The organism is Arthrobacter sp. GmRoot5-12 (genome assembly GCF_059739365.1).
This window is the reverse complement of sequence record NZ_AP046056.1, coordinates 1,875,082-1,895,050: the sequence shown is the minus strand read 5'-3', so window position 1 is coordinate 1,895,050 and position 19,969 is coordinate 1,875,082. Positions and strand designations below refer to the sequence as shown.

21 protein-coding genes and 1 tRNA gene are annotated in these 19,969 nt (G+C 66.2%); 7 read left to right on the top strand and 15 right to left on the bottom strand.

What is annotated here, in order from left to right:
- Positions 1 to 13: 13 nt before the first annotated feature.
- Genes AC6JAM_RS08650 through AC6JAM_RS08625 form a run of 6 tightly spaced genes read right to left on the bottom strand, consistent with a single transcriptional unit; the run spans position 14 to position 7,532 of the window.
- Entirely contained in the window at positions 14 to 1,741 is a 1,728-nt protein-coding gene (locus tag AC6JAM_RS08650; protein ID WP_056392312.1) for a protein kinase domain-containing protein, read from the bottom strand.
- Positions 1,738 to 3,198, bottom strand: coding sequence for a peptidoglycan D,D-transpeptidase FtsI family protein (locus tag AC6JAM_RS08645; RefSeq protein ID WP_056392311.1), 1,461 nt, complete (start codon positions 3,196 to 3,198; stop codon positions 1,738 to 1,740). Before AC6JAM_RS08645 ends, AC6JAM_RS08650 begins: the two co-directional genes overlap by 4 nt.
- The gene (locus tag AC6JAM_RS08640) at positions 3,195 to 4,583 is read right to left on the bottom strand and encodes an FtsW/RodA/SpoVE family cell cycle protein (RefSeq protein ID WP_056392309.1); all 1,389 of its coding nucleotides are present in this window, start codon (positions 4,581 to 4,583) and stop codon (positions 3,195 to 3,197) included. The genes AC6JAM_RS08645 and AC6JAM_RS08640 overlap by 4 nt, the downstream gene beginning before the upstream one ends.
- The gene (locus tag AC6JAM_RS08635) at positions 4,580 to 6,310 is read right to left on the bottom strand and encodes a PP2C family protein-serine/threonine phosphatase (protein ID WP_497935944.1); all 1,731 of its coding nucleotides are present in this window, start codon (positions 6,308 to 6,310) and stop codon (positions 4,580 to 4,582) included. Before AC6JAM_RS08635 ends, AC6JAM_RS08640 begins: the two co-directional genes overlap by 4 nt.
- Positions 6,311 to 6,312: 2 nt before the next feature.
- Positions 6,313 to 6,792 (bottom strand): FHA domain-containing protein FhaB/FipA, encoded by a 480-nt coding sequence (locus AC6JAM_RS08630; RefSeq protein ID WP_018769901.1) that lies wholly within the window; start codon positions 6,790 to 6,792, stop codon positions 6,313 to 6,315.
- Positions 6,789 to 7,532: an FHA domain-containing protein gene (locus AC6JAM_RS08625; protein ID WP_018769902.1), complete on the bottom strand. Its 744-nt coding sequence runs from the start codon at positions 7,530 to 7,532 to the stop codon at positions 6,789 to 6,791. Before AC6JAM_RS08625 ends, AC6JAM_RS08630 begins: the two co-directional genes overlap by 4 nt.
- A 395-nt stretch (positions 7,533 to 7,927) precedes the next feature.
- Here AC6JAM_RS08625 and AC6JAM_RS08620 point away from each other — a divergent pair.
- Positions 7,928 to 8,010: transfer RNA gene (locus tag AC6JAM_RS08620), tRNA-Leu, on the top strand.
- A 126-nt stretch (positions 8,011 to 8,136) separates the two neighbouring features.
- On the opposite strand, the gene AC6JAM_RS08615 is transcribed toward AC6JAM_RS08620, so the two are convergent.
- Entirely contained in the window at positions 8,137 to 8,871 is a 735-nt protein-coding gene (locus tag AC6JAM_RS08615; RefSeq protein WP_497934492.1) for a FadR/GntR family transcriptional regulator, read from the bottom strand.
- A gap of 9 nt (positions 8,872 to 8,880) precedes the next feature.
- Positions 8,881 to 10,008, bottom strand: a complete 1,128-nt coding sequence (locus AC6JAM_RS08610) for an L-talarate/galactarate dehydratase (protein ID WP_018769904.1) — start codon at positions 10,006 to 10,008, stop codon at positions 8,881 to 8,883.
- Positions 10,009 to 10,162: 154 nt separating this feature from the next.
- On the opposite strand from AC6JAM_RS08610, the gene AC6JAM_RS08605 reads away from it, so the two are divergent.
- Positions 10,163 to 11,092, top strand: coding sequence for an NADP-dependent oxidoreductase (locus tag AC6JAM_RS08605; RefSeq protein WP_043425038.1), 930 nt, complete (start codon positions 10,163 to 10,165; stop codon positions 11,090 to 11,092).
- A 30-nt stretch (positions 11,093 to 11,122) separates the two neighbouring features.
- Here the strand turns inward: AC6JAM_RS08605 and AC6JAM_RS08600 are convergent, their stop codons facing one another.
- The gene (locus AC6JAM_RS08600) at positions 11,123 to 11,836 is read right to left on the bottom strand and encodes a TetR/AcrR family transcriptional regulator (RefSeq protein ID WP_497934491.1); all 714 of its coding nucleotides are present in this window, start codon (positions 11,834 to 11,836) and stop codon (positions 11,123 to 11,125) included.
- A gap of 135 nt (positions 11,837 to 11,971) precedes the next feature.
- Here AC6JAM_RS08600 and AC6JAM_RS08595 point away from each other — a divergent pair, with 135 nt between their 5' ends.
- Together AC6JAM_RS08595 and AC6JAM_RS08590 are read left to right on the top strand one after the other, a co-directional pair.
- Complete coding sequence (locus tag AC6JAM_RS08595) at positions 11,972 to 13,363, top strand: flavin monoamine oxidase family protein (protein ID WP_488315372.1); 1,392 nt, start codon at positions 11,972 to 11,974, stop codon at positions 13,361 to 13,363.
- A 66-nt stretch (positions 13,364 to 13,429) separates the two neighbouring features.
- Positions 13,430 to 13,912: a pyridoxamine 5'-phosphate oxidase family protein gene (locus AC6JAM_RS08590; protein WP_018769908.1), complete on the top strand. Its 483-nt coding sequence runs from the start codon at positions 13,430 to 13,432 to the stop codon at positions 13,910 to 13,912.
- A gap of 38 nt (positions 13,913 to 13,950) precedes the next feature.
- Here the strand turns inward: AC6JAM_RS08590 and AC6JAM_RS08585 are convergent, their stop codons facing one another.
- Positions 13,951 to 14,559 carry a DUF6919 domain-containing protein gene (locus tag AC6JAM_RS08585; RefSeq protein WP_018769909.1) on the bottom strand — a complete coding sequence of 203 codons (609 nt, stop codon included), beginning with the start codon at positions 14,557 to 14,559 and terminating at the stop codon, positions 13,951 to 13,953.
- Positions 14,560 to 14,618: 59 nt separating this feature from the next.
- Complete coding sequence (locus tag AC6JAM_RS08580) at positions 14,619 to 15,275, bottom strand: hypothetical protein (RefSeq protein WP_497934489.1); 657 nt, start codon at positions 15,273 to 15,275, stop codon at positions 14,619 to 14,621.
- A gap of 215 nt (positions 15,276 to 15,490) precedes the next feature.
- Here AC6JAM_RS08580 and AC6JAM_RS08575 point away from each other — a divergent pair, with 215 nt between their 5' ends.
- On the top strand, positions 15,491 to 15,871 hold the full coding sequence (locus AC6JAM_RS08575) for a VOC family protein (RefSeq protein WP_056392303.1): 381 nt from the start codon (positions 15,491 to 15,493) through the stop codon (positions 15,869 to 15,871).
- A 3-nt stretch (positions 15,872 to 15,874) separates the two neighbouring features.
- On the opposite strand, the gene AC6JAM_RS08570 is transcribed toward AC6JAM_RS08575, so the two are convergent.
- Positions 15,875 to 16,279, bottom strand: coding sequence for a DUF5997 family protein (locus tag AC6JAM_RS08570; RefSeq protein WP_026265869.1), 405 nt, complete (start codon positions 16,277 to 16,279; stop codon positions 15,875 to 15,877).
- Between AC6JAM_RS08570 and AC6JAM_RS08565 the strand changes: the two genes are divergently transcribed.
- Complete coding sequence (locus AC6JAM_RS08565; RefSeq protein WP_018769914.1) at positions 16,242 to 17,075, top strand: LysR family substrate-binding domain-containing protein; 834 nt, start codon at positions 16,242 to 16,244, stop codon at positions 17,073 to 17,075. The two genes, AC6JAM_RS08570 and AC6JAM_RS08565, sit on opposite strands and share 38 nt — an antisense overlap.
- Before the next feature lie 84 nt (positions 17,076 to 17,159).
- Here AC6JAM_RS08565 and AC6JAM_RS08560 read toward each other — a convergent pair whose 3' ends face one another.
- Genes AC6JAM_RS08560 through AC6JAM_RS08550 form a run of 3 tightly spaced genes read right to left on the bottom strand, consistent with a single transcriptional unit; the run spans position 17,160 to position 19,146 of the window.
- A complete protein-coding gene (locus AC6JAM_RS08560) occupies positions 17,160 to 17,822 on the bottom strand; it encodes a DUF3618 domain-containing protein (protein ID WP_497934488.1) in 663 nt (220 codons plus the stop codon).
- Positions 17,819 to 18,250, bottom strand: coding sequence for a phage holin family protein (locus AC6JAM_RS08555; protein ID WP_026265945.1), 432 nt, complete (start codon positions 18,248 to 18,250; stop codon positions 17,819 to 17,821). Before AC6JAM_RS08555 ends, AC6JAM_RS08560 begins: the two co-directional genes overlap by 4 nt.
- Positions 18,250 to 19,146, bottom strand: a complete 897-nt coding sequence (locus AC6JAM_RS08550) for a hypothetical protein (protein WP_497934486.1) — start codon at positions 19,144 to 19,146, stop codon at positions 18,250 to 18,252. The genes AC6JAM_RS08555 and AC6JAM_RS08550 overlap by 1 nt, the downstream gene beginning before the upstream one ends.
- Positions 19,147 to 19,420: 274 nt before the next feature.
- Between AC6JAM_RS08550 and AC6JAM_RS08545 the strand changes: the two genes are divergently transcribed.
- Positions 19,421 to 19,960 carry a MarR family winged helix-turn-helix transcriptional regulator gene (locus tag AC6JAM_RS08545; protein ID WP_018770406.1) on the top strand — a complete coding sequence of 180 codons (540 nt, stop codon included), beginning with the start codon at positions 19,421 to 19,423 and terminating at the stop codon, positions 19,958 to 19,960.
- The last annotated feature ends 9 nt before the right edge of the window (positions 19,961 to 19,969 follow it).

The following is a 19,969-nucleotide window of genomic DNA, read 5'->3' as shown; positions in this document are numbered from 1 at the left end:
GTGGTCCCGACGTTTACGGCGTGCAGGTCGCAGGCGTTCCGGGCGTCTGGCCGGCCGCACAGGTTGGCAGGGGCGAGAGGGGCGTGGGGCCCGCCACGGGTGAGGACGTGGTGGGAGCAGGCGTGGGTGCCGCCGTCGTGGGCGCGGGCGATGGAGCGGTCGCGTAGATGACGGTAATCAGCGAACCCTTGGGCACCACGCCGGTCGGATTGAGCTCCAGGACGGTGCCGGGGGCGGCCGTCCGGCTCTCCTGCGGCAGGACCGTCACCTGGAGTCCCAGGTTGGCAAGGGCAGTCTGGACCTGGCGGTAGTCCTTGCCGAGGTAGGCGGCCGGGATCACGTTGACAGTGTCCTGGGTGGGCTCGGACGTAGGCGTCGGCGTCGGTGTGCTGCGCGTCTGCGTCGGCGTGGCTGACGCAGTGGTCCGCGTGGGCGTTGCCGACGACGGCGGCGCGCTGCTGGTGGTGATGCCGGATGTCGGGTTGCCGGAGGGCGAGAAGAGCCCCATTTGGTTCAGCAGGAAACCCACCAGCGCAAACAGGAGCAGCAGGATCAGGGCGACCAGGGGCCAGGTCCATGGACTGCGTCCCTTGCGCCGGGGCTCATCGGAGGGACCGTCGTCGTACGTTTCCTCCTCCTGGTCCCAGTTCCGCTCGGCAGCCAGCGCATCGGCCCGGGCCAGTGGCCCCTTGGGAACATCCCCGTCGGCGGAAGCGCCCGCGGCGCCCGCAGCCAGCCCGGCCGCGGCGCCCGCCGCGCCGGCACCCAGCACTGGAAGGGCTGATGTGGCAGCCGGAGTGGAGTCATGCTGGGCGCCAATGACTCCGGTGGGGGCAGTGGCAGTGTCAACGGGGGCCGTGATGGGCCCTGTGTCGGCGTCGAAAAGAAGCATGCCGGGAACGGCGGCGCGTGCTGCGCTGATGTCGCCGTTGCGGATGGCCTCCGCAGCCTCGGCCAGCTTGATGGCGTTGGCGGGACGGTCCTTGGGGTCCTTGGCCAGCATTGACATCAGGAGGGCCCGGACCGGGGCCGGCAAGGTCTCCGAAAGAGGCGGCGGAGCGTCGTTCACCTGGGCCAGGGCAATGGCGATCTGCGATTCGCCGGAGAAAGGACGGTGCCCGCTGAGGCACTCGTAGCCGATAACGCCGAGCGAGTAGATGTCCGAGGATCCCGTGGCGGTCTGGCCGGTCGCCTGCTCGGGTGCCAGGTACTGCGCCGTTCCCATGACCTGGCCGGTCTGCGTGAGGGGCACCTGGTCGGCGAGTCGGGCGATGCCGAAGTCCGTGACTTTGACCCGTCCGTCCGGGGTGATCAGGAGGTTGCCGGGCTTGACGTCGCGGTGGACCAGGCCCTGGGCGTGGGCGACGGCCAGGGCGCGGGCGGTCTGCGCAATGATGGACAGCGTGCGGTCCGGCGACAGCACTTGTTCGTGCTCGATGATGCTGCTCAGGGGCTGGCCCGGGACCAGTTCCATGACCAGGTAGGCCGAGCCTTCTTCTTCGCCGTAGTCAAAGACGTTGGCGATCCCCACATGGTTCAGCAGGGCAGTGTGGCGGGCCTCCGCACGGAAGCGCTGGAGGAATCCGGGGTCCCCCGTGTACTCCTCCTTCAGCACCTTGATGGCGACGATGCGGCCCAGGACGAGGTCTTTGGCTTTCCAGACTTCCCCCATGCCGCCGATCGCAATCCGCGTGGTCAGCTGGAATCTGCCGCCGAGGGTGATTCCGGTTGTAGGCCTCACTTATTCAACACCGCCTCAAAAATCTTCTTCGCGTTAGGACTGGTCAGCTGTGCGCCGGTGGTGATGTTCACGCCCTCCATGACGATCGTGACACTCACCTGCGGATTGTTTGCGGGCGCGAAGCCGGTGAACCAGGAGTTATTGGTTCCGTTCCCGAGCTCTGCGGTTCCTGTCTTGCCGGCCACCTGGACGCCGGGGACCGCTGCGCCCTTGGCAATGCCCTCGCTGACTGCGCTTGCCATCCACTCGGTGATCTGGCTGGCGATCTGCGGGGTGGTGGAGGTGCGCAGTTGCTGCGGCTGCGGTTCGTCGATGACACGAAGGTCCGGGGAGCGCAGGGTCTTGATGAGGTTGGGCTGCATCTGCTTGCCGCCGTTGGCGATGGCGGAGGTCATCATGTTGATCTGCAGCGGCGTGGCGCGGACATCCTTCTGTCCGATTGCCGACTGGGCAAGGCCGGGTGCGTCCAGGTTTCCGGGGAAACCATTGCCCAGCGCGTGGCCCAGCTTCAGCTGGCCGCCGACGTCCTCGCCGAAGCCGAACTTCTTGGCCTGGTCGGCGATGGCGTCGCGGCCAAGATCCAGGGCAATGCTGGCGAAGGGGGTATTGCAGGACTGCTGCAGCGCGAAGGCGAAGCTGGCGGTGTCCCTGGTGTAGCAGTTGCCGCCCGCGTAGTTGGGCAGTTTGTACTGGATGCCGTCAAAGGGCATCTCCGCCGGGTTGGGGAGGACACTGTCCTTGTTGTACTTGCCGGAGGCAAGCGCCGCCGCGGTGTCCACGAGCTTGAAGACCGATCCCGGTGCGAGCAGCTCCCCGGTGGGGCCGCTGACGTTCTGGTTCAGGTTGATGCCCGGAACCTTGACCAGCTCGTTCATGCCGGCGCGCTCCGCGGCAGCGTCCTGGGTGGCCACCACGTTGGGGTTGTAGGACGGCTTGGACACCATGGCCAGGATGGCGCCGGTCTTGGGGTTGGTCACCACAATCGAGCCGCGCTGTCCGTCCGGGATCAGGCTGTAGGCAAGCTTCTGAATCTGGGGGTCGATGGTGAGTTCCACGGACGCGCCCTTGGGCTGGTTGCCCAGGAAGAGCTGGCCCACCCGGTCAAGGAAGAGCTGGTCCGAGTTCCCGGCCAGTTCGGCGCCCATGGCCTGTTCCAGGCCGGTGGCGCCATAGTTCTTCGAGAAGTAGCCGGTGATTCCCGCATACAGTTCCGGCTGCGGGTAGGTGCGCTGGAACTTGCAGGTCTCCGAACCGGTTTCCACCGACTCGGCAACGGGGGTGCCCCCAACGATGATGGCGCCGCGGTCGTTGCAGTAGTTCTGCAGGATGGCACGCTGGTTCAGGGGGTTGGTCTTGAGGTCGTCGGCGCCTACCACCTGCACGTAGCTGATGGCCCCGAACAGCAGTGCAAACATGGCCACTGCGGCTACCCATGAATGCCGGATTGCCTGGTTCATGCCTGCTTCACCGCCTCGGTTGGAGTGTCAATGCCTGTTGCCGCTGCCGTCCCGGCCGGCGGCAACGGTGTAGTGTCCACCGGCCCGCGGGCCGCATGCGAGATCATCAGGAGCAGTCCCACAATGATCCAGTTGGCCAGAAGGGACGAACCGCCGGCCGCCAGGAACGGCGTGGTAAGCCCGGTCAGTGGAATGAGCCGGGTGACCCCGCCGATGACCACGAAGCACTGAAGCGCCACCGCGAAGGAAAGGCCGCAGGCGAGCAGCTTTCCGAACGCGTCCCGTGTGCCCAGGGCGGCGCGGAATCCGCGGGTGATCAGCAGCAGGTACAGCAGGACGACGGCGAACAGGCCGATGAGGCCCAGTTCCTCGCCCAGGGAGGCGATGATCATGTCGCTGTTGGCGAACGGGACCAGGTCCGGGCGGCCCTGGCCAAGGCCGGTGCCCACCAGGCCGCCGTTGGCCATGCCGAACAGGCCCTCGATGACCTGCCGGCTGCCGTTCTCGTAGACATCGGGGGAGAAGGCGTTGAGCCAGCCGTAGACGCGCTGCTGGACGTGGGAGAACACCTGGGCGGCCACGAAACCGCCGCCGAGGATCAGCGCCAGTCCAATCACCACCCAGCTGATGCGGCTGGTTGCCACGTAGATCATGACGATGAACAGCCCGAAGAAGAGCAGGGAAGAACCAAGGTCCCGCTGGAAGATCAGGACACCGATGCTGACCAGCCACGCGGTGATCATGGGACCCATGTCCTTGAACCGGGGAAACTGCAGGGGGCCGATCTTGCGGCCTGCCAGCAGGATGAGGTCACGGTTGGAGGAAAGATACCCGGCGAAGAATATGGCGAGCGTAATCTTGGCTACTTCGCCCGGCTGGAACGTCATGGGGCCAAACCTGATCCACACCCGTGCGCCGAGGATTTCGCCGGCGCTGATTCCCGGGACCAGGGGCAGGATCAGCAGCAGGGCGGACGCAGCCAGGGAAATGAAGGTGAACCGGCGCAGGATGCGGTGGTCCTTCAGGAAGAACACGACGGCGATGGCCACCGCCATGGCGATGAGGGTCCACCGGAGCTGGTTGTTTCCCGTGTCCTCGCCCGGAGCATCCAGGCGGTGGATCATCGCAAGACCCAAGCCGTTAAGGGCGACGACAATCGGAAGTATTACCGGATCGGCATACTTTGCGCGGAAGCGCAGGACACCGTGGAAGGCCAGGGCTGCCGCTGCCAGCAGGCTGGACTGGAACCAAAAGTCGGAATCGAAGGCCTTCTCCTGGTCCACGCCCACCATCATGTTGGCGCCGATGCCAACGGCAAGGGCCAGGAGCAGGAGGGCAAGTTCAACGTTGCGGCGGGGCTTGGGCAAAGTGCTTACCTGGCTCATTTGGCCGCCTCGCAGGTGATAGTCGGAGTGGGGGACGGAGAAGCCGCGGAGGGTGCGGGCGCGGCGGTATCCGGTGCGGGCGGCGGGGCGGCTGCGCTGGCGGGCGGCGCTGCACCTGCCGACGTGCCTGTGCTTGCCGACGGGGCAGGCGCAGTGGCGGAGGCAGATGGCCTGGGGCACTCCTCCTCGGGGGAGGTTGTTCCCGTGAGCTCCAGGTTCTTGACGATCCGCTGCGCGTCATAGAGGTCATTGGCGGGCACGGTCTGGCGGACCCGTTGCTGCGAGAACGGCGGGAGCGAGTCCATGCGGATATCCGTCACAGCCTCAAGGGAGGACAGCTGGATAGGTCCCAACCGTTGGGAGACCCCGTTGTAGATGGCCACCCGGGAATCGAATTCGCCGACGTAGTAGCGGGTCTGGGTCCAGGCGTACCCCAGCCACAGGCCGACGGCAACGACAACCAGCACGGCGGCTGCAACGGACCAGGCCACCCAGCGGCGCGGACGCAGCGTCGGCAAAGTGTCCTCGGGATCGACGGCCGGTTCTGCCTTATGGGTGAGGAGCGTGGCTGCCCGCCGTGCCACGGTACGTCCGGCCACGGTGGGGATGGAGCCCGATTCGGCGGCGGCAGCGGCAGCACCCACCAGTTCATGCGGGCGGGAGGCAAGTTCTTCGCGGAGGACTTCAGCGGAAAGATGTTCGCCCAGGTGGGGGTCTGTACTGCCGGCCTCGGAGGAGCCGGCCTCCGGATCCCTGGTGCCGCCGACGGCCGTCTTCTTTTCGGGCGCCCGTTCCTGCCCGGCATCGTCAGTGGCTGAACCGGACTTTGCCGGTTCCGTCCCGCCGGCCGGAACAGGGGACGCGGCGGTGGCGCCTTGCCCGCCAGCTGCCGCGGCAGCGGACCTGCCGCCCTGCACCGGCGGAACGATTTCGACGGCGGCCGTGCTGACGTCGTCGGGCGTTTCCTCCACGATGTCCACCATGACCACGGTGACGTTATCCGGCGAACCGGCCTCAAGAGTCAGTTCAACGAGGGTGTCAGCGCATTCGTGCAGGTTGTGGGTTTCCCGGACCGTCCGCTCCACGGCGTGCGCGGCGACGTAGTTCAGCCCGTCGGAGCACAGCAGCCACCGGTCGCCGGGACGGGCGTCCAGGGTGTCCAGATCGAGTTCGGGGCTGGCATCGACGTCGCCCAGGACCCGCATGAGGACATTCTTGTGCGGGTGCGTTTCCGCTTCCTCAGGCCTGAGCCGGCCTTCGTCGATGAGCCGCTGGACGAAGGTGTGGTCCACGCTGACCTGCTTGAATTCGCCGTCGCGGAGCCGGTAGGCCCGGGAGTCGCCGATGTGCGCGAAGTGCAGTTTGCCGTCTGCCAGCAGGAGGGCCGTCACGGTGGTGCCCATGCCGGCCAGCTTGGGGTTGATGTGCACCAGTTCGGAGAGCAGTGAGTTGGCGGTCTGGATTTCGTCGGCAAGGATCGTCCCGGCCTCATCGCCGTGGTCGGGGCTGTCCAGGTGGATCATGTCCAGGACGGTCGCGGCTGAGGCAACGTCACCGCCCGCGTGGCCGCCCATGCCGTCGGCGACGACGGCGAGGTGACGGCCCGCGTAGGCGGAATCGTCATTCTTCGAACGGATCCGGCCGACGTCGGACCGCGCCGCGAAGCGCATGATGAGGGGCCGCTGCGCCGGGCTGGAGCCGGTTGCGGGGTTTTCAGCCTCGGCCACGGTCACGGCCTCAATTCAATGACCGTCTTGCCGATTCTCACGGGGACCCCTGGCTCCACGGGCAGGGCACGGGTCAGTTGCTGGTCTCCCAGGTAGGTTCCGTTGGTGGAGCCAAGGTCTTCGATGAACCAACGGCTGCCCTGCGGGAAGAGCCGGGCGTGGCGGCCGGAAGCGTAGTCATCTTCCAGCACCAGGGTGGCTTCCTGGGCGCGGCCCAGCAGGATGGGGCTGGCCGCCAGGGGCAGGGTCCTGCCCTTGAGCGGGCCTTCGACCACCACCAGTTGCCGGGCCTGCTGCTTTACGGGCTGCGGGGTCTCGGCAAGTTCCGGGTTCCGGCGGACCTGGCGGGCGGTGGGCACGCCGGATGCGGCCTTCCGGCCCAACATGAGGTCCCGGCGCATGGCGGAGACGATGCTGAAGATGAGTACCCAGAGGAGCAGCAGGAAGCCGAACCGCAGCGCGGTGATGGTCAGGTCGCTCATGCGTGGCCACCCGGGTTGGCAGGAAGCAGGCGGAAGATGATCTTTGTCCGTCCCATCGTGATGGTGGAGCCGTCTGTGAGTTCGATGCTTCCGGAGACCTTCTGCCCGTTGACGTAGCTGCCGTTGGTGGATCCCAGGTCCACGGCGCTGGTGGCGCCGTTGGCCGTTCGGATTTCCAGGTGGCGCCGCGATACGCCTGTGTCATCAATGTGGATGTCTGCCTCGGACGACCTGCCCAGGACGATGGACGGGGCGTTCAGCGAATAACGCTGGCCCTCGATGTCCAGCACAGGCTGCAGCCTCACGGGCGGCCGGCTGGGAGCTGCCGGCACGTTCGGCCGGGGCGGCGTGGCGCCGCCGGAGCCTTGGGACTTTTCGGTGGAGGAGGCAATTTCGAAATCACCGGGGCGGAGTGCCGTTTCGCGGCGGAAGGAGATCCGGACGGGCCCCTGGAGGGTGTAGCCCTGGCTCCGGACGTGGTTGATGACCACGTCGCAGAGTTCTTCGGCCAGCGGCGTGCCCCACTCCTGTGCGCGTCCGAAGTCCTCATCGCTGAGCTGGACGTCGAAGACGTTGGGCACCAGCGTACGTCCGGCCGCAATGGTGATCGCTTTATGGTCCACCTCGCGGCGGAGCCTGCTGGCGATCTCCACAGGTTCGACCTGGGCCTTGGAACCGGTGGAGAAGACACCGCGGACGGCCTTTTCAATGCCACGTTCAACCTTGTCCAGCAGACCCATGGTTCTTCTCCTTTCCCCCCGGTTCCGGGGCAGTAGTTGTTGCTGACCAGCACCTGCAGGGCGGTCCGGCACTGCGCGGCGTGCCCGCCGGCAGCGGCCACTCCTACATCCGATACTACTGGGCACCCCTGCGAATGACCTTAATCCACAACGGCCGGGCGCCGGCAAAAGTTCAGATCCGTGACTGGTCCGGCCCCCACCCGCGCAAACCGGTGGCGGCTCCGGCCATCCGTCTCCGGCCGGTGAGGCCCCTCTGTTATGCCGCCTTCAAGGGCATGGGGAAGGGGTGCCGGCGGCCAATTGGTAATTTGCGGCATCTGTCCGTTATGCTTGATCTCGCTGCTTTTACGAGGCGCGGAAACGGGAAACCGGACCGGCTGAGTGGAAGAAGTTGCGCGCGAGTGGCGGAACGGCAGACGCGCTGGCTTCAGGTGCCAGTGTCCGAAAGGGCGTGGGGGTTCAAATCCCCCCTCGCGCACGCAAATGGTAAGGGCCCCAATTACACGATTGGGGCCCTTACCTATTTAACACCGGGCTGGGGTCTGGAAACGTCAGGGGCTTGTTCGCAGATCCGGCCCTCGAGGGCCTGGATCCGCGAACAGGCTTAGGACCCGGTGGTCCTGGCTGCGTCCTCCTGACTGGACGGGCGCGCCGACGCCTTGAACCGGCGTCGTGAGTTTGCCAGGTGGCAGCGCATGGCTGCCGCGGCCGCAGCCTCGTCACCATCTGCGATGGCGTCCCGGATGGACCGGTGCTCCAGCACCACCTGGTCGAAATGGTCCCGGGCGTAGTGTTCGACGCCGGTCATCAGGCGGGTTCGCGGCATGGCGATCATGGTTTGCCCCAGCGCCGCCAGGCAATCTGAGTAATAGGGGTTGCCGGATGCCGCCGCCACAGCGCGGTGGAACTCGAAATCCGACTTCATGGCGTGGGCAGGGTGGCCTGCGCTTTCGGTGAAGGATTCCAGTGCGGCGCTGACGGCCCGCAACTGGCGGTCCGTGCGGTTCCGCGCCGCCAGTGCGGCGGCTTCGGCCTCCACTCCCATCCGGAATGCCAGCAGGTGCAGCCGGTCCTCCGTGGTGGCCACCGGGCGGCCACCCGGCACTGCCGGGGGTACGTCGGTGGGGGGAGTGAGGGCGAAGCTTCCCCGCCCCCGCTCGGTTTCGACAAGCCCTTCGGCCTGGAGCCGGGTGAGGGCGGCACGGACGACCGTGCGGCTGACGCCAAAGTCGTTGATGAGCGTGTTCTCGCTGGGCAGCTTCTCGCCCGGCTGGATCACGCCGTCGACGATGCGGTTGCGAAGGTCAGCGGCAAGGTCCGCGGTGAGGTTCCGGCTCATGGCTCAAGATTACGCGCCGAACTCTACGCGCTCGGTGGTCCAGGCACGGGCCTGATCGCTGAGCGTGATGCCAAGGCCCGGGCGGTCCGGAACGATCATGCGGCCGTCTTTGGTTTCCAGCCGTTCATTGAACAGCGGGTCCAGCCAGTCGAAGTGCTCCACCCAGGGTTCACGGGGGTAGGCCGCCGCGAGGTGGAGGTGGATTTCCATGGCGAAGTGCGGTGCCAGGCCCAGCCCGCGTTCGTCTGCGAGGGCGGCGAGGCGCAGGAACTGGGTGATGCCGCCCACGCGCGGGGCGTCGGGCTGGATGATGTCGCAGCCATTGGCGGTGATCAAGCCCTTGTGCTCGGCCACGGACGCCAGCATCTCGCCGGTGGCAATGGGCGTGTCCAGGACCTGTGCCAGATGGGCATGGCCTTCGAAGTCGTAGGCGTCCAAGGGCTCCTCGATCCAGACCAGGTCGAATTCCTCGAGGCGGCGGCCCATCCGCAAGGCGGTGGCACGGTCCCATTGCTGGTTTGCGTCCACCATGAGCGGCACGTCCCAGCCGATGTGTTCGCGGATCCCTGCCACGCGGCGGAGGTCTTCCTTGCTGTCGGGAAGGCCAACCTTGATTTTGATGCCACCGATGCCTTCCTCGACGGACTGCGTGGCCCGGGCCTTAACTTCGTCCAGGGTGGCATTCAGGAAGCCGCCGGAGGTGTTGTACGTCCGGACGGAGTCGCGGTATGAGCCCAGGAACTTCGCCAGCGGCAGGCCTGCGCGCTTGGCCTTGAGGTCGTACAAAGCAATGTCGACGGCGGCGAGAGCCTGGGTGGCGACGCCGGACCGGCCCACCGAGGCACCTGCCCACAGGAGCTTGGTGTAGATCTTCGCGATGTCGTTGGGGTCCTCGCCGATGAGGCCTTCGGCGACTTCCTTGGCGTGGGCGTACTGCGCCGGGCCGCCCGCGCGCTTGGAGTAGCTGAAGCCGATGCCGGAGTGGCCCAGCTCCGTGGTGATCTCCGCGAACAGGAAGACCACCTCGGTCATGGGCTTCTGCCGCCCGGTGAAGACCTTGGCGTCGCTGATGGGAACGGCGAGGGGAAGGCGGGCGGTGGACAGTTTGACGTGCCGGATCAGATCAACGGTGCTCATAAGTTCTCCTGGAGGCGGGATAGGGCTCCTTCGCCCCACCTGCTTAGGATATAAGTATCAGACTTGTATTACAAGTACATCCGCCGGAGGTGTGGTGCGACACTCCCGGGCCGGAGCAGGAATAGTGGCGGACCGCTGCGCCGTTGTCGCAGGCATGAAGGCAATTACCTACAGCGAATACGGAAGCCCGGACGTCCTTGAATTGACCGAGAGGCCGATGCCGAAGGTGGGGCCGGGGATGGTCCTGGTCAAAGTGAAGGCAGCCTCGGTGAACCCCGTGGACTGGAAGATCATGGCCGGTTACCTGGATGCGGCAATGGACCTGCAGTTTCCCGCGATCCCGGGATGGGACGTGGCGGGGGTCGTCGAGTCGGTGGGGATCGACGCCCGGGCGTTCCAGCCCGGTGACGAGGTCATTGCCTACGGCCGGAAAGACTATGTCCATGGCGGAAGTTTTGCCGAGTACATCGCATTGCCGGAACGGCTGCTGGCCCGCAAGCCCGAGTCTCTGGGATGGAACGAATCGGCGGGGCTTCCGCTGGCCGGACTGACTGCTTACCAGGTCCTGAACCGCCTGGGCCTCGCGTCCGGTGAGACTGTCCTTATCCACGGTGGCGCCGGTGGAGTGGGGTCGCTGGGCATCCAGATTGCGGTGGCACTGGGTGCGAAGGTCATTGCAACGGCCTCCGAAAAGAACCATGAATTCCTCCGCTCCTTGGGGGCCGAGCCGGTTGCCTATGGGGAAGGACTCGTGGAGCGTGTTCGTGCATTGCGTCCCGCCGGCGTGGAGGTCGTTGCCGACTTCGCTGGAGGCAATCTTGAGGCGACGCTGGCCGTACTGGCTGAAGGGGGCAGGCATGCATCCATCGCCGACAGCGAAGTGGAGGAGCACGGCGGCACCTGGATGTGGGTCAGTCCGGTGGGAGCAGACCTGCAGGAGCTCGCCGGGTTGGTGGACCGGAACAACATCAGGGTAGAGGTTGCCAAGGTTCTTCCGTTGGCTCAGTCCGCGGAGGCTTTCCGCCTGAACATGGAGGGCCATACCCGGGGCAAGATCGTGGTGGCCGTGGACGGAGAAGCCTGATTCAGGGCTTTTGCGGCACGGCGGCCAGCGCTATGAACCGGATGTGGCGTCCTGTGTCCGCAGAGCCCCCAGCCCGGAGATCAGCGCATCAAGCCCCAGGCTGAAGGCGGTGTCGGCAGGCCGGCCACGCTCCCGGCCGGCTGCCGAACTGCGCACCGCGGCGGAGAAGTTGGGGGTGGAGCCGGCCATGGAGCCGGAATCGAAAATGTCCTCCGGAGCGGTGACGTCGTAAGCGGAGCCGAAGATGAAGGACTCCAGCGCCACGATGGCGGGGATGATGCGCTCCTGGGGGAAGCCGGCGTCGAAGAACCCCTTGCTCACGGTTTCGTACATGGCAAGGGTCTGCGGCGCGTCCGTCACGGGCAGGACGGCGATCACGGGAATCAGCGGTGTGTGCTCGGCGAAGACATCCCGGTAGCTCCACGCCCAGGTCCGGACGGCGTCCTCCCAGCTCCCGCCGCCGAAACCCGTAACGTCCACCAGGGACATCAGATGGTCCTCCACCAGCAGCAGGACGTCCTGCTTTGATGCCACATGGTTGTAGAGGGCGGAGGGAGCGACGTCCAGCACCTTTGCCAGGGCGGCCATGGTCAGCCCGTCATATCCCTTGCGGCTGATCAGTTCCAGTGCGGCTTCGGTAATTCCGGACTTGGCCAGCACGGCCGCAGACGGCCTGCCTGCCCGCCTCCTTTGTGCTCCGCCGTTGCTGGTGGAGCGTCCCTGTGCGGCTGATACTGCCGGCATTGCTGCCCTTTCGTCGATGTCCCCTGCATTATTCCACCCGGCACTTCCCCTCCCGGCAGGCACCCGCTATAGTTCTCATAAATGAATGGCATTCATTTAGTGGTCCCCGTCACTAAGGGGCCCAGAGAGGACATCATGCTGAACCTGAACCGCGACGTCGTGGTCGTCGGAGCCGGGCCGTCCGGACTCACCGCCGCCCGCGAACTGAAAAAGGCCGGCCTCACGGTCGCCGTGCTCGAGGCCCGTGACCGCGTGGGCGGCCGCACCTGGACCGACACGGTGGACGGTGCCATGCTCGAAATCGGCGGCCAGTGGGTTTCCCCGGACCAGACCGTACTCCTGGACCTGCTCCAGGAGCTGAACCTGGAAACGTACCCGCGCTACCGCGAAGGGGAGTCCATCTACATCGGCGCGGACGGCGCACCCGTGCGCTATACGGGTGACACGTTCCCGGTGGATCCGGACACCGCCGTCGAAATGGACCGTCTGGTTGCCCTGCTGGACGGCCTTGCGGCGGAAATCGGCCCCACAGAGCCCTGGGCGCATCCCAAGGCGCGTGAACTGGACACCATTTCCTTCCATCACTGGCTCCGGCAGAACTCGGGCAACGAGGAAGCGTGCAAGAACATTGGCCTCTTTATCGCCGGCGGCATGCTGACCAAGCCGGCCCACGCCTTCTCTGCCCTGCAGGCCGTCCTGATGGCAGCCTCCGCAGGTTCGTTCACCCACCTGACGGACGAGGATTTCATCCTGGACCGCCGCGTGGTGGGCGGAATGCAGCAGGTCTCGCTGCTGCAGGCGCAGCAGCTGGGTGACGACGTAATCCTTAACTCCCCGGTGCGCACCGTCAACTGGGAGCCGGATTCCGACGGCGGCCACCGGGTCACCGTTGAATCCGACCGGGCCACGGTCAACGCCCGGTTTGTGATCATGGCCGTACCGCCGAACCTCTACTCCCGCGTCTCCTTCAACCCGCCGCTGCCGCGCCGCCAGCACCAGATGCACCAGCACCAGTCCCTGGGCCTGGTGATCAAGGTGCACGCCGTCTACAGCACGCCCTTCTGGCGGGACAAGGGACTCTCCGGCACCTGCTTCGGGGCGGACGCCCTGGTCCAGGAGGTCTACGACAACACCAACCACGGCGATCCGCGCGGCACCCTGGTGGGCTTCGTGTCGGATGAGAAGGCGGACGCCGTCTTCGAACTCAGCGCCGAAGAGCGCCGGAAGGCCATCCTGAAATCGATCGCCGGCTACCTTGGCGACGAGGCCCTGGCGCCGGAGGTCTACTACGAGTCCGACTGGGGCTCGGAGGAGTGGACCCGCGGCGCCTACGCCGCCAGCTACGACCTGGGCGGACTGCACCGTTACGGCAAGGACCAGCATGCACCCGTGGGCCCCATCTACTGGTCATCGTCCGACCTCGCTGCCGAGGGCTACCAGCACGTGGACGGCGCGGTCCGCATGGGCCGGATTACCGCTGCACGCATCGCCGAGGTGGCAAAGGTGCCGGTGGCCGCCGGCTGGTAAATAAGCATGCTTACTAATAGGCTGGCGGCGGGGAGCGTCCCCGACTTTCGACGAACGAGGTGAGGCATGACTGACGCCCAGAGCATCAGCAAGGTTACTGAGATCATCAACGATTCCAGGATCGGGATGGTCACCACCATCAACGAAGAAGGCGCCCTCGTCAGCCGGCCGCTGGCCGTCCAGGAGGTAAAGGACGACGGCGACATGTGGTTCTTCACCGGCCTTGGCACTTCCCAGGTTGCGCATGTCCGGGCTGATCCGCGCGTGAACGTCGCCTTTGGCAGGAAGACCGAATGGGTTTCCGTGGCCGGGACCGCCGAAGTGGTCACAGACCGGGCAAAAATCCGTGAACTGTGGAACCAGGCGGTTGAAGCCTGGTTCCCTGATGGCCCGGATACCCCCGAGGTGTGCCTGCTGCGCGTCGATTCGGATTCTGCCGAGTACTGGACCAGCCCCGGCGGCACGGCCGCCACGGTGCTGCAGTGGGTGAAGGCAAAGGTCACCAACAGCCGGATGAGTGTCGGTGAAAGCGGCACCGTGGAGCTGTAGTTCCCGGGAGCGCCGGGTAAGCGAACGGGGCGGAGCGGCTAGGGCTGCTCCGCCCCTTTCAGTGCCTGCAAGACCGCCGGAAACAGTACGCCGTTCCTTCCCCAGACCGGATCCAGGATTTCCACGTACCAGGAGTCGGCCAGGAGCAGGGCCAGGGCATCATTGGTTTCCTCTGCCCAGTCCCGGATCTGTTCCTCCTCAACGGGGTTCTCGCTGGAGCCGAGCACGGTGGTGACTTCCGATCCGGCAAGGGTTACCGGGATGGCTGCACTGCTTGCCTCGCCCGGTGCATGTGCCACGGTCACCAGTTCGGTGCGGGTGGACAGCGCCAGCAGTTCACCGGCGGTGGCGGCGCTGCAGAATCCGGTGACGTACTCCCGTTGGGCCGCGGCCCCGTTACGGATGCCGGGCTGGGATTCCTTGGTGAACAACCCGTGACGGTTCAGCTCTGCCAAGTCTGTGGCGATGGGTTTGGTCTCGTCGTCGGAGCCCGGCGCAAAGTGTCCAGGCTGGTAAGAACTCCCGCCCTCCAGCCACCGGGCAGTCAGTTCGCCGGCCGCTTCCAGTGTGGTGGCCTGCCGCCAGACTCCGCGGTCCTCCAGCAGGCGGCCATACTGATCGTGGACAGGCAGTTCCTCAGGCTTCATCCTGGGATGCTACCGCCGGGCTCTCCGCTGATCCACCGCCGGCGACACAGCAGTTAACCTCAGGTGGCCTGCTCCGCAGGCAGCGCCGCCGGGATTCCCGCCGCCCGTTCCGCCGCTGCCAATGACGCAGCCAGCTTTCCGACGGCGTCCGGGTAACCCTTGTGCGCGGCCGTCCGCAACTGGTCCGCCGTCCGCATCGCCTTGATCAGTGCCGACGTTTCGGGCAGCCGCACGTCAGTCAGTGCCGGGTAGTCGATGCTGTACGCCGGATCAAGTTCGTAGCGCCGCCACCGGACCATGAGCTCGTCGTGATGCGCGCTGGCGGCCTGGTGGGCCGAACGCTGCCGCCGCCCTTCCCGGCGGGCGGTGCGCCAGGCCAGGAACCGGGGGCTGCCACGGTCGGCGGCGATGCCGGCAGCGGCAGCTGCCCCTGCCAACAGCAGTCCAGCCCACGGCGAGACCAGGGCGGGGATAATCAACGCGGGAAGGGCGACACAGGCACCCAGGAACAGGTCCCAAAACAGCTGATCCGGAGCCTCCGCTGCGTTGCCGGCCAGTGCGTTGCCGGCTGGTGCGCTGCCTCCGGAAGCCAAAGCCCGGCGTCGGACAACAAAGACCGTGGCGGCCACGCTGGCCACCAGCACGGGACCGCACAGCAGGACCGCCCACGCACCTTGAAGCAGCCCCTGCATCAGAGACTCCGCCACAACTGACATCCTGCACCTCCAGCGCCCAGCCCCCGGGCCGGAAGAGGCCGGGCTGGTCCTTCCATTGCACCGTCTCCCGGGCGCAGCGTCAATGGCGGAGAAGGCGTGCCACAACCTCACACCGTCAGAAGGGGCGGAAGAGGCGCTGCAGCCGCTGCTTGATCAGGTCATTTCCTGGTCCAAGGCACTGCAAACCGTCAGGAGCTGAGCGGTACGGTGAAGGCATGCGACTCAAAATGTGCAGCATCCACGTCCAGGACCCCGCCGCCGCCCATGCCTTCTATACGGGAACGCTCGGCTTCGACACGCTCATGGCCATGCCGGAGTACAACCTCTACATCATCAAAGACCCGGGAGCGGACGACAGTTCAGTAGGACTCCTCCTCGAGCCCAGCGACAACCCAATCGGCGCGAACTACATGAACGCCGTGCGCGAGGCGGGCCTACCCGCAATAGTCTTCGGGGTTCCCGATGTGCAGGCGGAATACGACAGGCTGGTGGCCGCCGGAGTCAGCTTCAAGACCCCGCCCACCACTGATCCGTTCGGGACCAGTGCGGTGTTCGACGACGGCTGCGGAAACTACATCCAGATCCACCAGGACTGAGGGCTACCGGGCCTGGGTGCGGTCCTTCTTCGCCTGCTTCTTCGCGGCCTCTTCCTTGACCCGCTGGGCCTCGGCGCGGACAGCCGCGTGGGTGGCACGTTCGGTGACCAGCCACTGCGGCGGAGCCTGCAGCAGCGCGGTGATTTCCGCCGTCGTCAGTGCTTCCTCCACGCCGCCGCGGGTTAGGCCGCTGATGGACACGTTCAGCTTCTGTGCCACCACGGGGCGGGGGTGCGGGCCGTTGCGGCGGAGCTCGGCGAGCCATTCCGGCGGGTTGGCCTGCAGTTCGGCGAACTCCTCGCGGGTGATGGTTGAATCCTGGAACTCCTGCGGCGTGGCCGGGAGGTAGATGCCAAGTTTCTTGGCAACGGTGGCCGGCTTCATGGACTGGGAGTTTGCAGAGGTCATGCTTCAAGGGTATCCGGGCGGCGGGTACTGTGAAGACGTGCCCTCCGACAATACCCCCTCGCCTGATGCCCAATCCGCCCCTGACGGGCCGGCCGACCAGGCGGCACCCCGGGTGCTGCGCATCGCATACGTGGCCGGCGTGACGCCGGGCAAATGGATCCGCCGCTGGGAAGAGCGGATGCCGCATATTCCCCTTGAGGCATTCATGGTCGACGACGGCGCGCAGCTTGGGAAGCTGCGGGACGGCGCGGCGGACATGGGTTTTGTCCGCCTTCCCATCGAGCGGGAAGGGCTCAGCGTCATACCGCTCTACGAGGAACAGCCGGTGGTGGTGGCGCCGAAGGGGCACGAGATTTCAGTGTTCGAGGAAGTGGCCCTGGCCGACCTGGCGCAGGAGTCATTCCTCGATGTTGCTGCCCTGGGCGGACCGGAGGCCGCGCTCCAGGTGGTTGCCGCTGGCGCCGGCCTGGTGGTCCTCCCCATGTCGGTGGCCCGCCACTTCAACGTCAAGGACACGGTGGCGCGCAGGCTCACCGGCGCGGACGGAACTGAGATCGCGCTGGCCTGGCCGACGGAGGCCACGGATGAGGTGCTGGAGGAGTTCATCGGCATCGTGCGCGGACGCACTGCCCAAAGCTCACGCCAGCCCTCGGCCCAGCCGGTCAAGGTCAAGAAGGATCCGAAGCCGGACCGCCGCGGCACCGGCGCCAAAAAGGCGCCCAAGGTAGCCCAGAGATACGCCCCCAACCCGGACAAGGGCCGGGGGAAAGGGTCCCGAAAGAAGGGCAAGCGCTAGGCAGGAGTCCAGGCCCGGCAACGACAAAGCCGGCCCGCGGGATGCGGAGCCGGCTTTGCTTTGGTACGTGGATACCCACGCGGGTTACGTGTTTTGGACGTGGTCTTTGGCGTCGGTGGCGCGGTCTTTGACGTCGGTGGCGGCTTGTTGGCCTTCGAGTTTGACGTTTTGGGCGGCGTCGGTGGCGGTGGCTTTGACGTTTTCCATGGCTTCCTGGGCTGGTTCCTTGAGGTCCTGGGCCATGGTTTTGGCGGCGTCGGTGACCTGGGTTGCCAGGGGCTGGGCTGCGGTTTTGAGCTGGTCCGCGGCTTCGCGTTCCTTCTGGCTTGCCGGGATCAGCGAGGAGACCAGGAGTCCGGCGCCGAAGGCGATCAGGCCGGCGGCGAGGGGGTTGCCGGCGGTTTTGGCTTTGACCTGGTCCGGGGCGGCGGAGACGGCGTGGCCGGCGTCGCTGAGTTTGGCTGAGACGGTGTCGCCTGCCTGGTGGAGGCTGTCGCCGGCGGTGTGCATGGCGTTGGTGGTGTGCCCGGCGCCGGTGGCGGTGGTGTCGTGGACCCTGGTGGTGGCGTTGTCTGCGGCGCCCATGATTTTCTCCTTGACGCCGGTGACGGCGTCTTTGACCTTGTCGGTTTGGCGGTGGACGATGTTGGACGGGGTGACCTTGTCTGCCACGGCGTCCACGTTGGTGCCCAGGCGTGCCCGGGTGGCTTCTATGTCTGCGCGGATGACGTCAGGGTTTTCGCTCATCGGTTTACCTCACCTGGTTTTAGGGTTGGGGGAATTTCTGAGAGGGTTTCCCCGGTTTGGGGCAGGCCTTTGATCTGCTTGAGTTCCTTGCGGCCGATGGAGGCCAGGACGGCGGCGATGATGGCCCAGATGACGGCGACGATCAGTGCGGACCAGCCCAGGGGCATGATGGCGCCCAGGGCCCACATCAGGGCCAGGGAGAGGAAGAGCAGGACGAAGTGTCCGCCGACGCCGGCGCCGGCGAGCATGCCGGCGCCTTTCCCTGCGCGGGAGGTGGATTGTTTGAGTTCGGCCTTGGCCAGTTCCACTTCCTGGCGCATCAGGGTGGACAGGTCCCGGGTTACGTCGCCCAGCAGCTCGCCCAGGGACGCGTTGTCCGCTTTCACATGCGCCGCACTCGGCGGCATTTCCGGAATCTGGCTACTCATTACAGGCCACCCGTGCCGCGGCGGCCAGTCCCGGAGGTTCCCTCGGTGCCGAACGCCTCGTCACCGGTGTACACGCCGTTTTCGGCCCGGTAGGGGTCGTCGTCGAACCGGAGCGGGGTTTCCTCCGCGGTACCCGAGGGAAGCGTGCTGGTGGATACCGGGGTTGCGCCTGTGACGGTGGGCTCATTGAAGAGGTCATCGTTACCCGCGGCGTACACGGTCTCCTGCCGCAGCGGCGCTACCGGTGACTGCACTGCCGGGGGTGTCTGCGCCCCGCGGTGCTGGCCCGGAGCCTGGACCTGCCCCTGCGAGTCGGGGGCGCCTGCGGTGAGGCCGCGGGTGAGGCGTCCGGCAAGGACACCGGCGCCGGCGGCGAGGAGCAGGAACGTGCCGGGATTGTTGCGGGCGAACCGCTGGACCTCGGTCAGGAGGTCACCGGGTTCCCGGTTCTCCAGCCAGGACGCGATGGAGGAGGTCCGCTCGGCTGCCTGCCGGACAAGGTCGCTGGCCATGCCCTGCTGGTCCGGGGCGCTGGCCATGCTGTGCAGCTGGCTGGAAATGTTGCGGATGCCCTCGGCGGCCTTCTGCTGCTGCGTGCCGGCCTGGGTGGTCAGGCCCGACTTGGCCTGGTGGAGCAGGTCCTGGGCATTGAGCTTGGCCTCGTGGGCCACATTCGCGGCCTCGCCCTTGGCGGTCTCCGCTACATTCTGGGCGGCTGATGCGGCTTCACCAGCAACGTTGGAAGCCTCTTCCTTGGCTGCCTGCGACTTGGAGGAATCGGTTGAAACCCCCGTGTAGGAGTCATGCTGGGGCGCTGTTTCCATTGCGCCGTACGGATCGGCAACACCGGGGGCGGCGGGGGTATGTGGTGTCTGGGGCCATTGGTTCTCTGTCATCATCGCTCTCTTTCAGAAAGGGTTAGCTGGCGAACAAGAACCAGCAGTGCTGGCAACTTAGTAAGCAAGGTTACTAATTAGATACTAAGCACACTTCCCATTTCGATTGCAAGGGGTAGTGGTGTTCAGCTTCCAATGGCTGCGCCTATGCAAGGGTGTGAAGGTGGGCGGTTAGTAAGCCTACTTGCGAATGTGTTGCTAAGCATGCTTATTGTAGGGGTGTAGCGACGCATGGTGACCAGCACTTTCGCCACCTACAGGAAGGCTGCGGCCGATGACCAGCAATCTCGATCCGGACGCCCGGAGCAGCTACCGCCTGATCACTCTGGCGGCACGGCTGATCCAGCGGCGGCAGGACGATGCACTGGCCCCCCTTGGCCTCACCCGTGCCGCTGTTATTGCATTGGAAGGCCTGATGGGGGGCCCACTGAACCAGGAACAGCTTGCCGACGCGATCAGGGTCCAAAGCCAGACGTTGGGCCGGGTCCTGACCCGGCTTGAATCCACAGGACTCATCACCAGGATGCGCCATGCCACAGACCGAAGGCAGCTGAAAGTGGAACTCACCGATGCCGGTGTTGCCGCCGTTGAAGCGGCGCGGGAGGCAGAGGTCAAGGCCTATCCTGACGATCCGGACATCGCATGGAAGGCGCTCCGCGAGGAGCTGACAAAGTTTGTCCGCGCCGCACCGCTCAGCCACGACACCGGCGTGGTTCCGTTTGCCCCTCCCGAACACCGGGCCGCGCACGGTCACCGGCCGCAGGCCGGGCGTGCAGGCGGCCTGCGGGGATGGGACCAGCCCCGCCAGAATTGACGGGAAGTC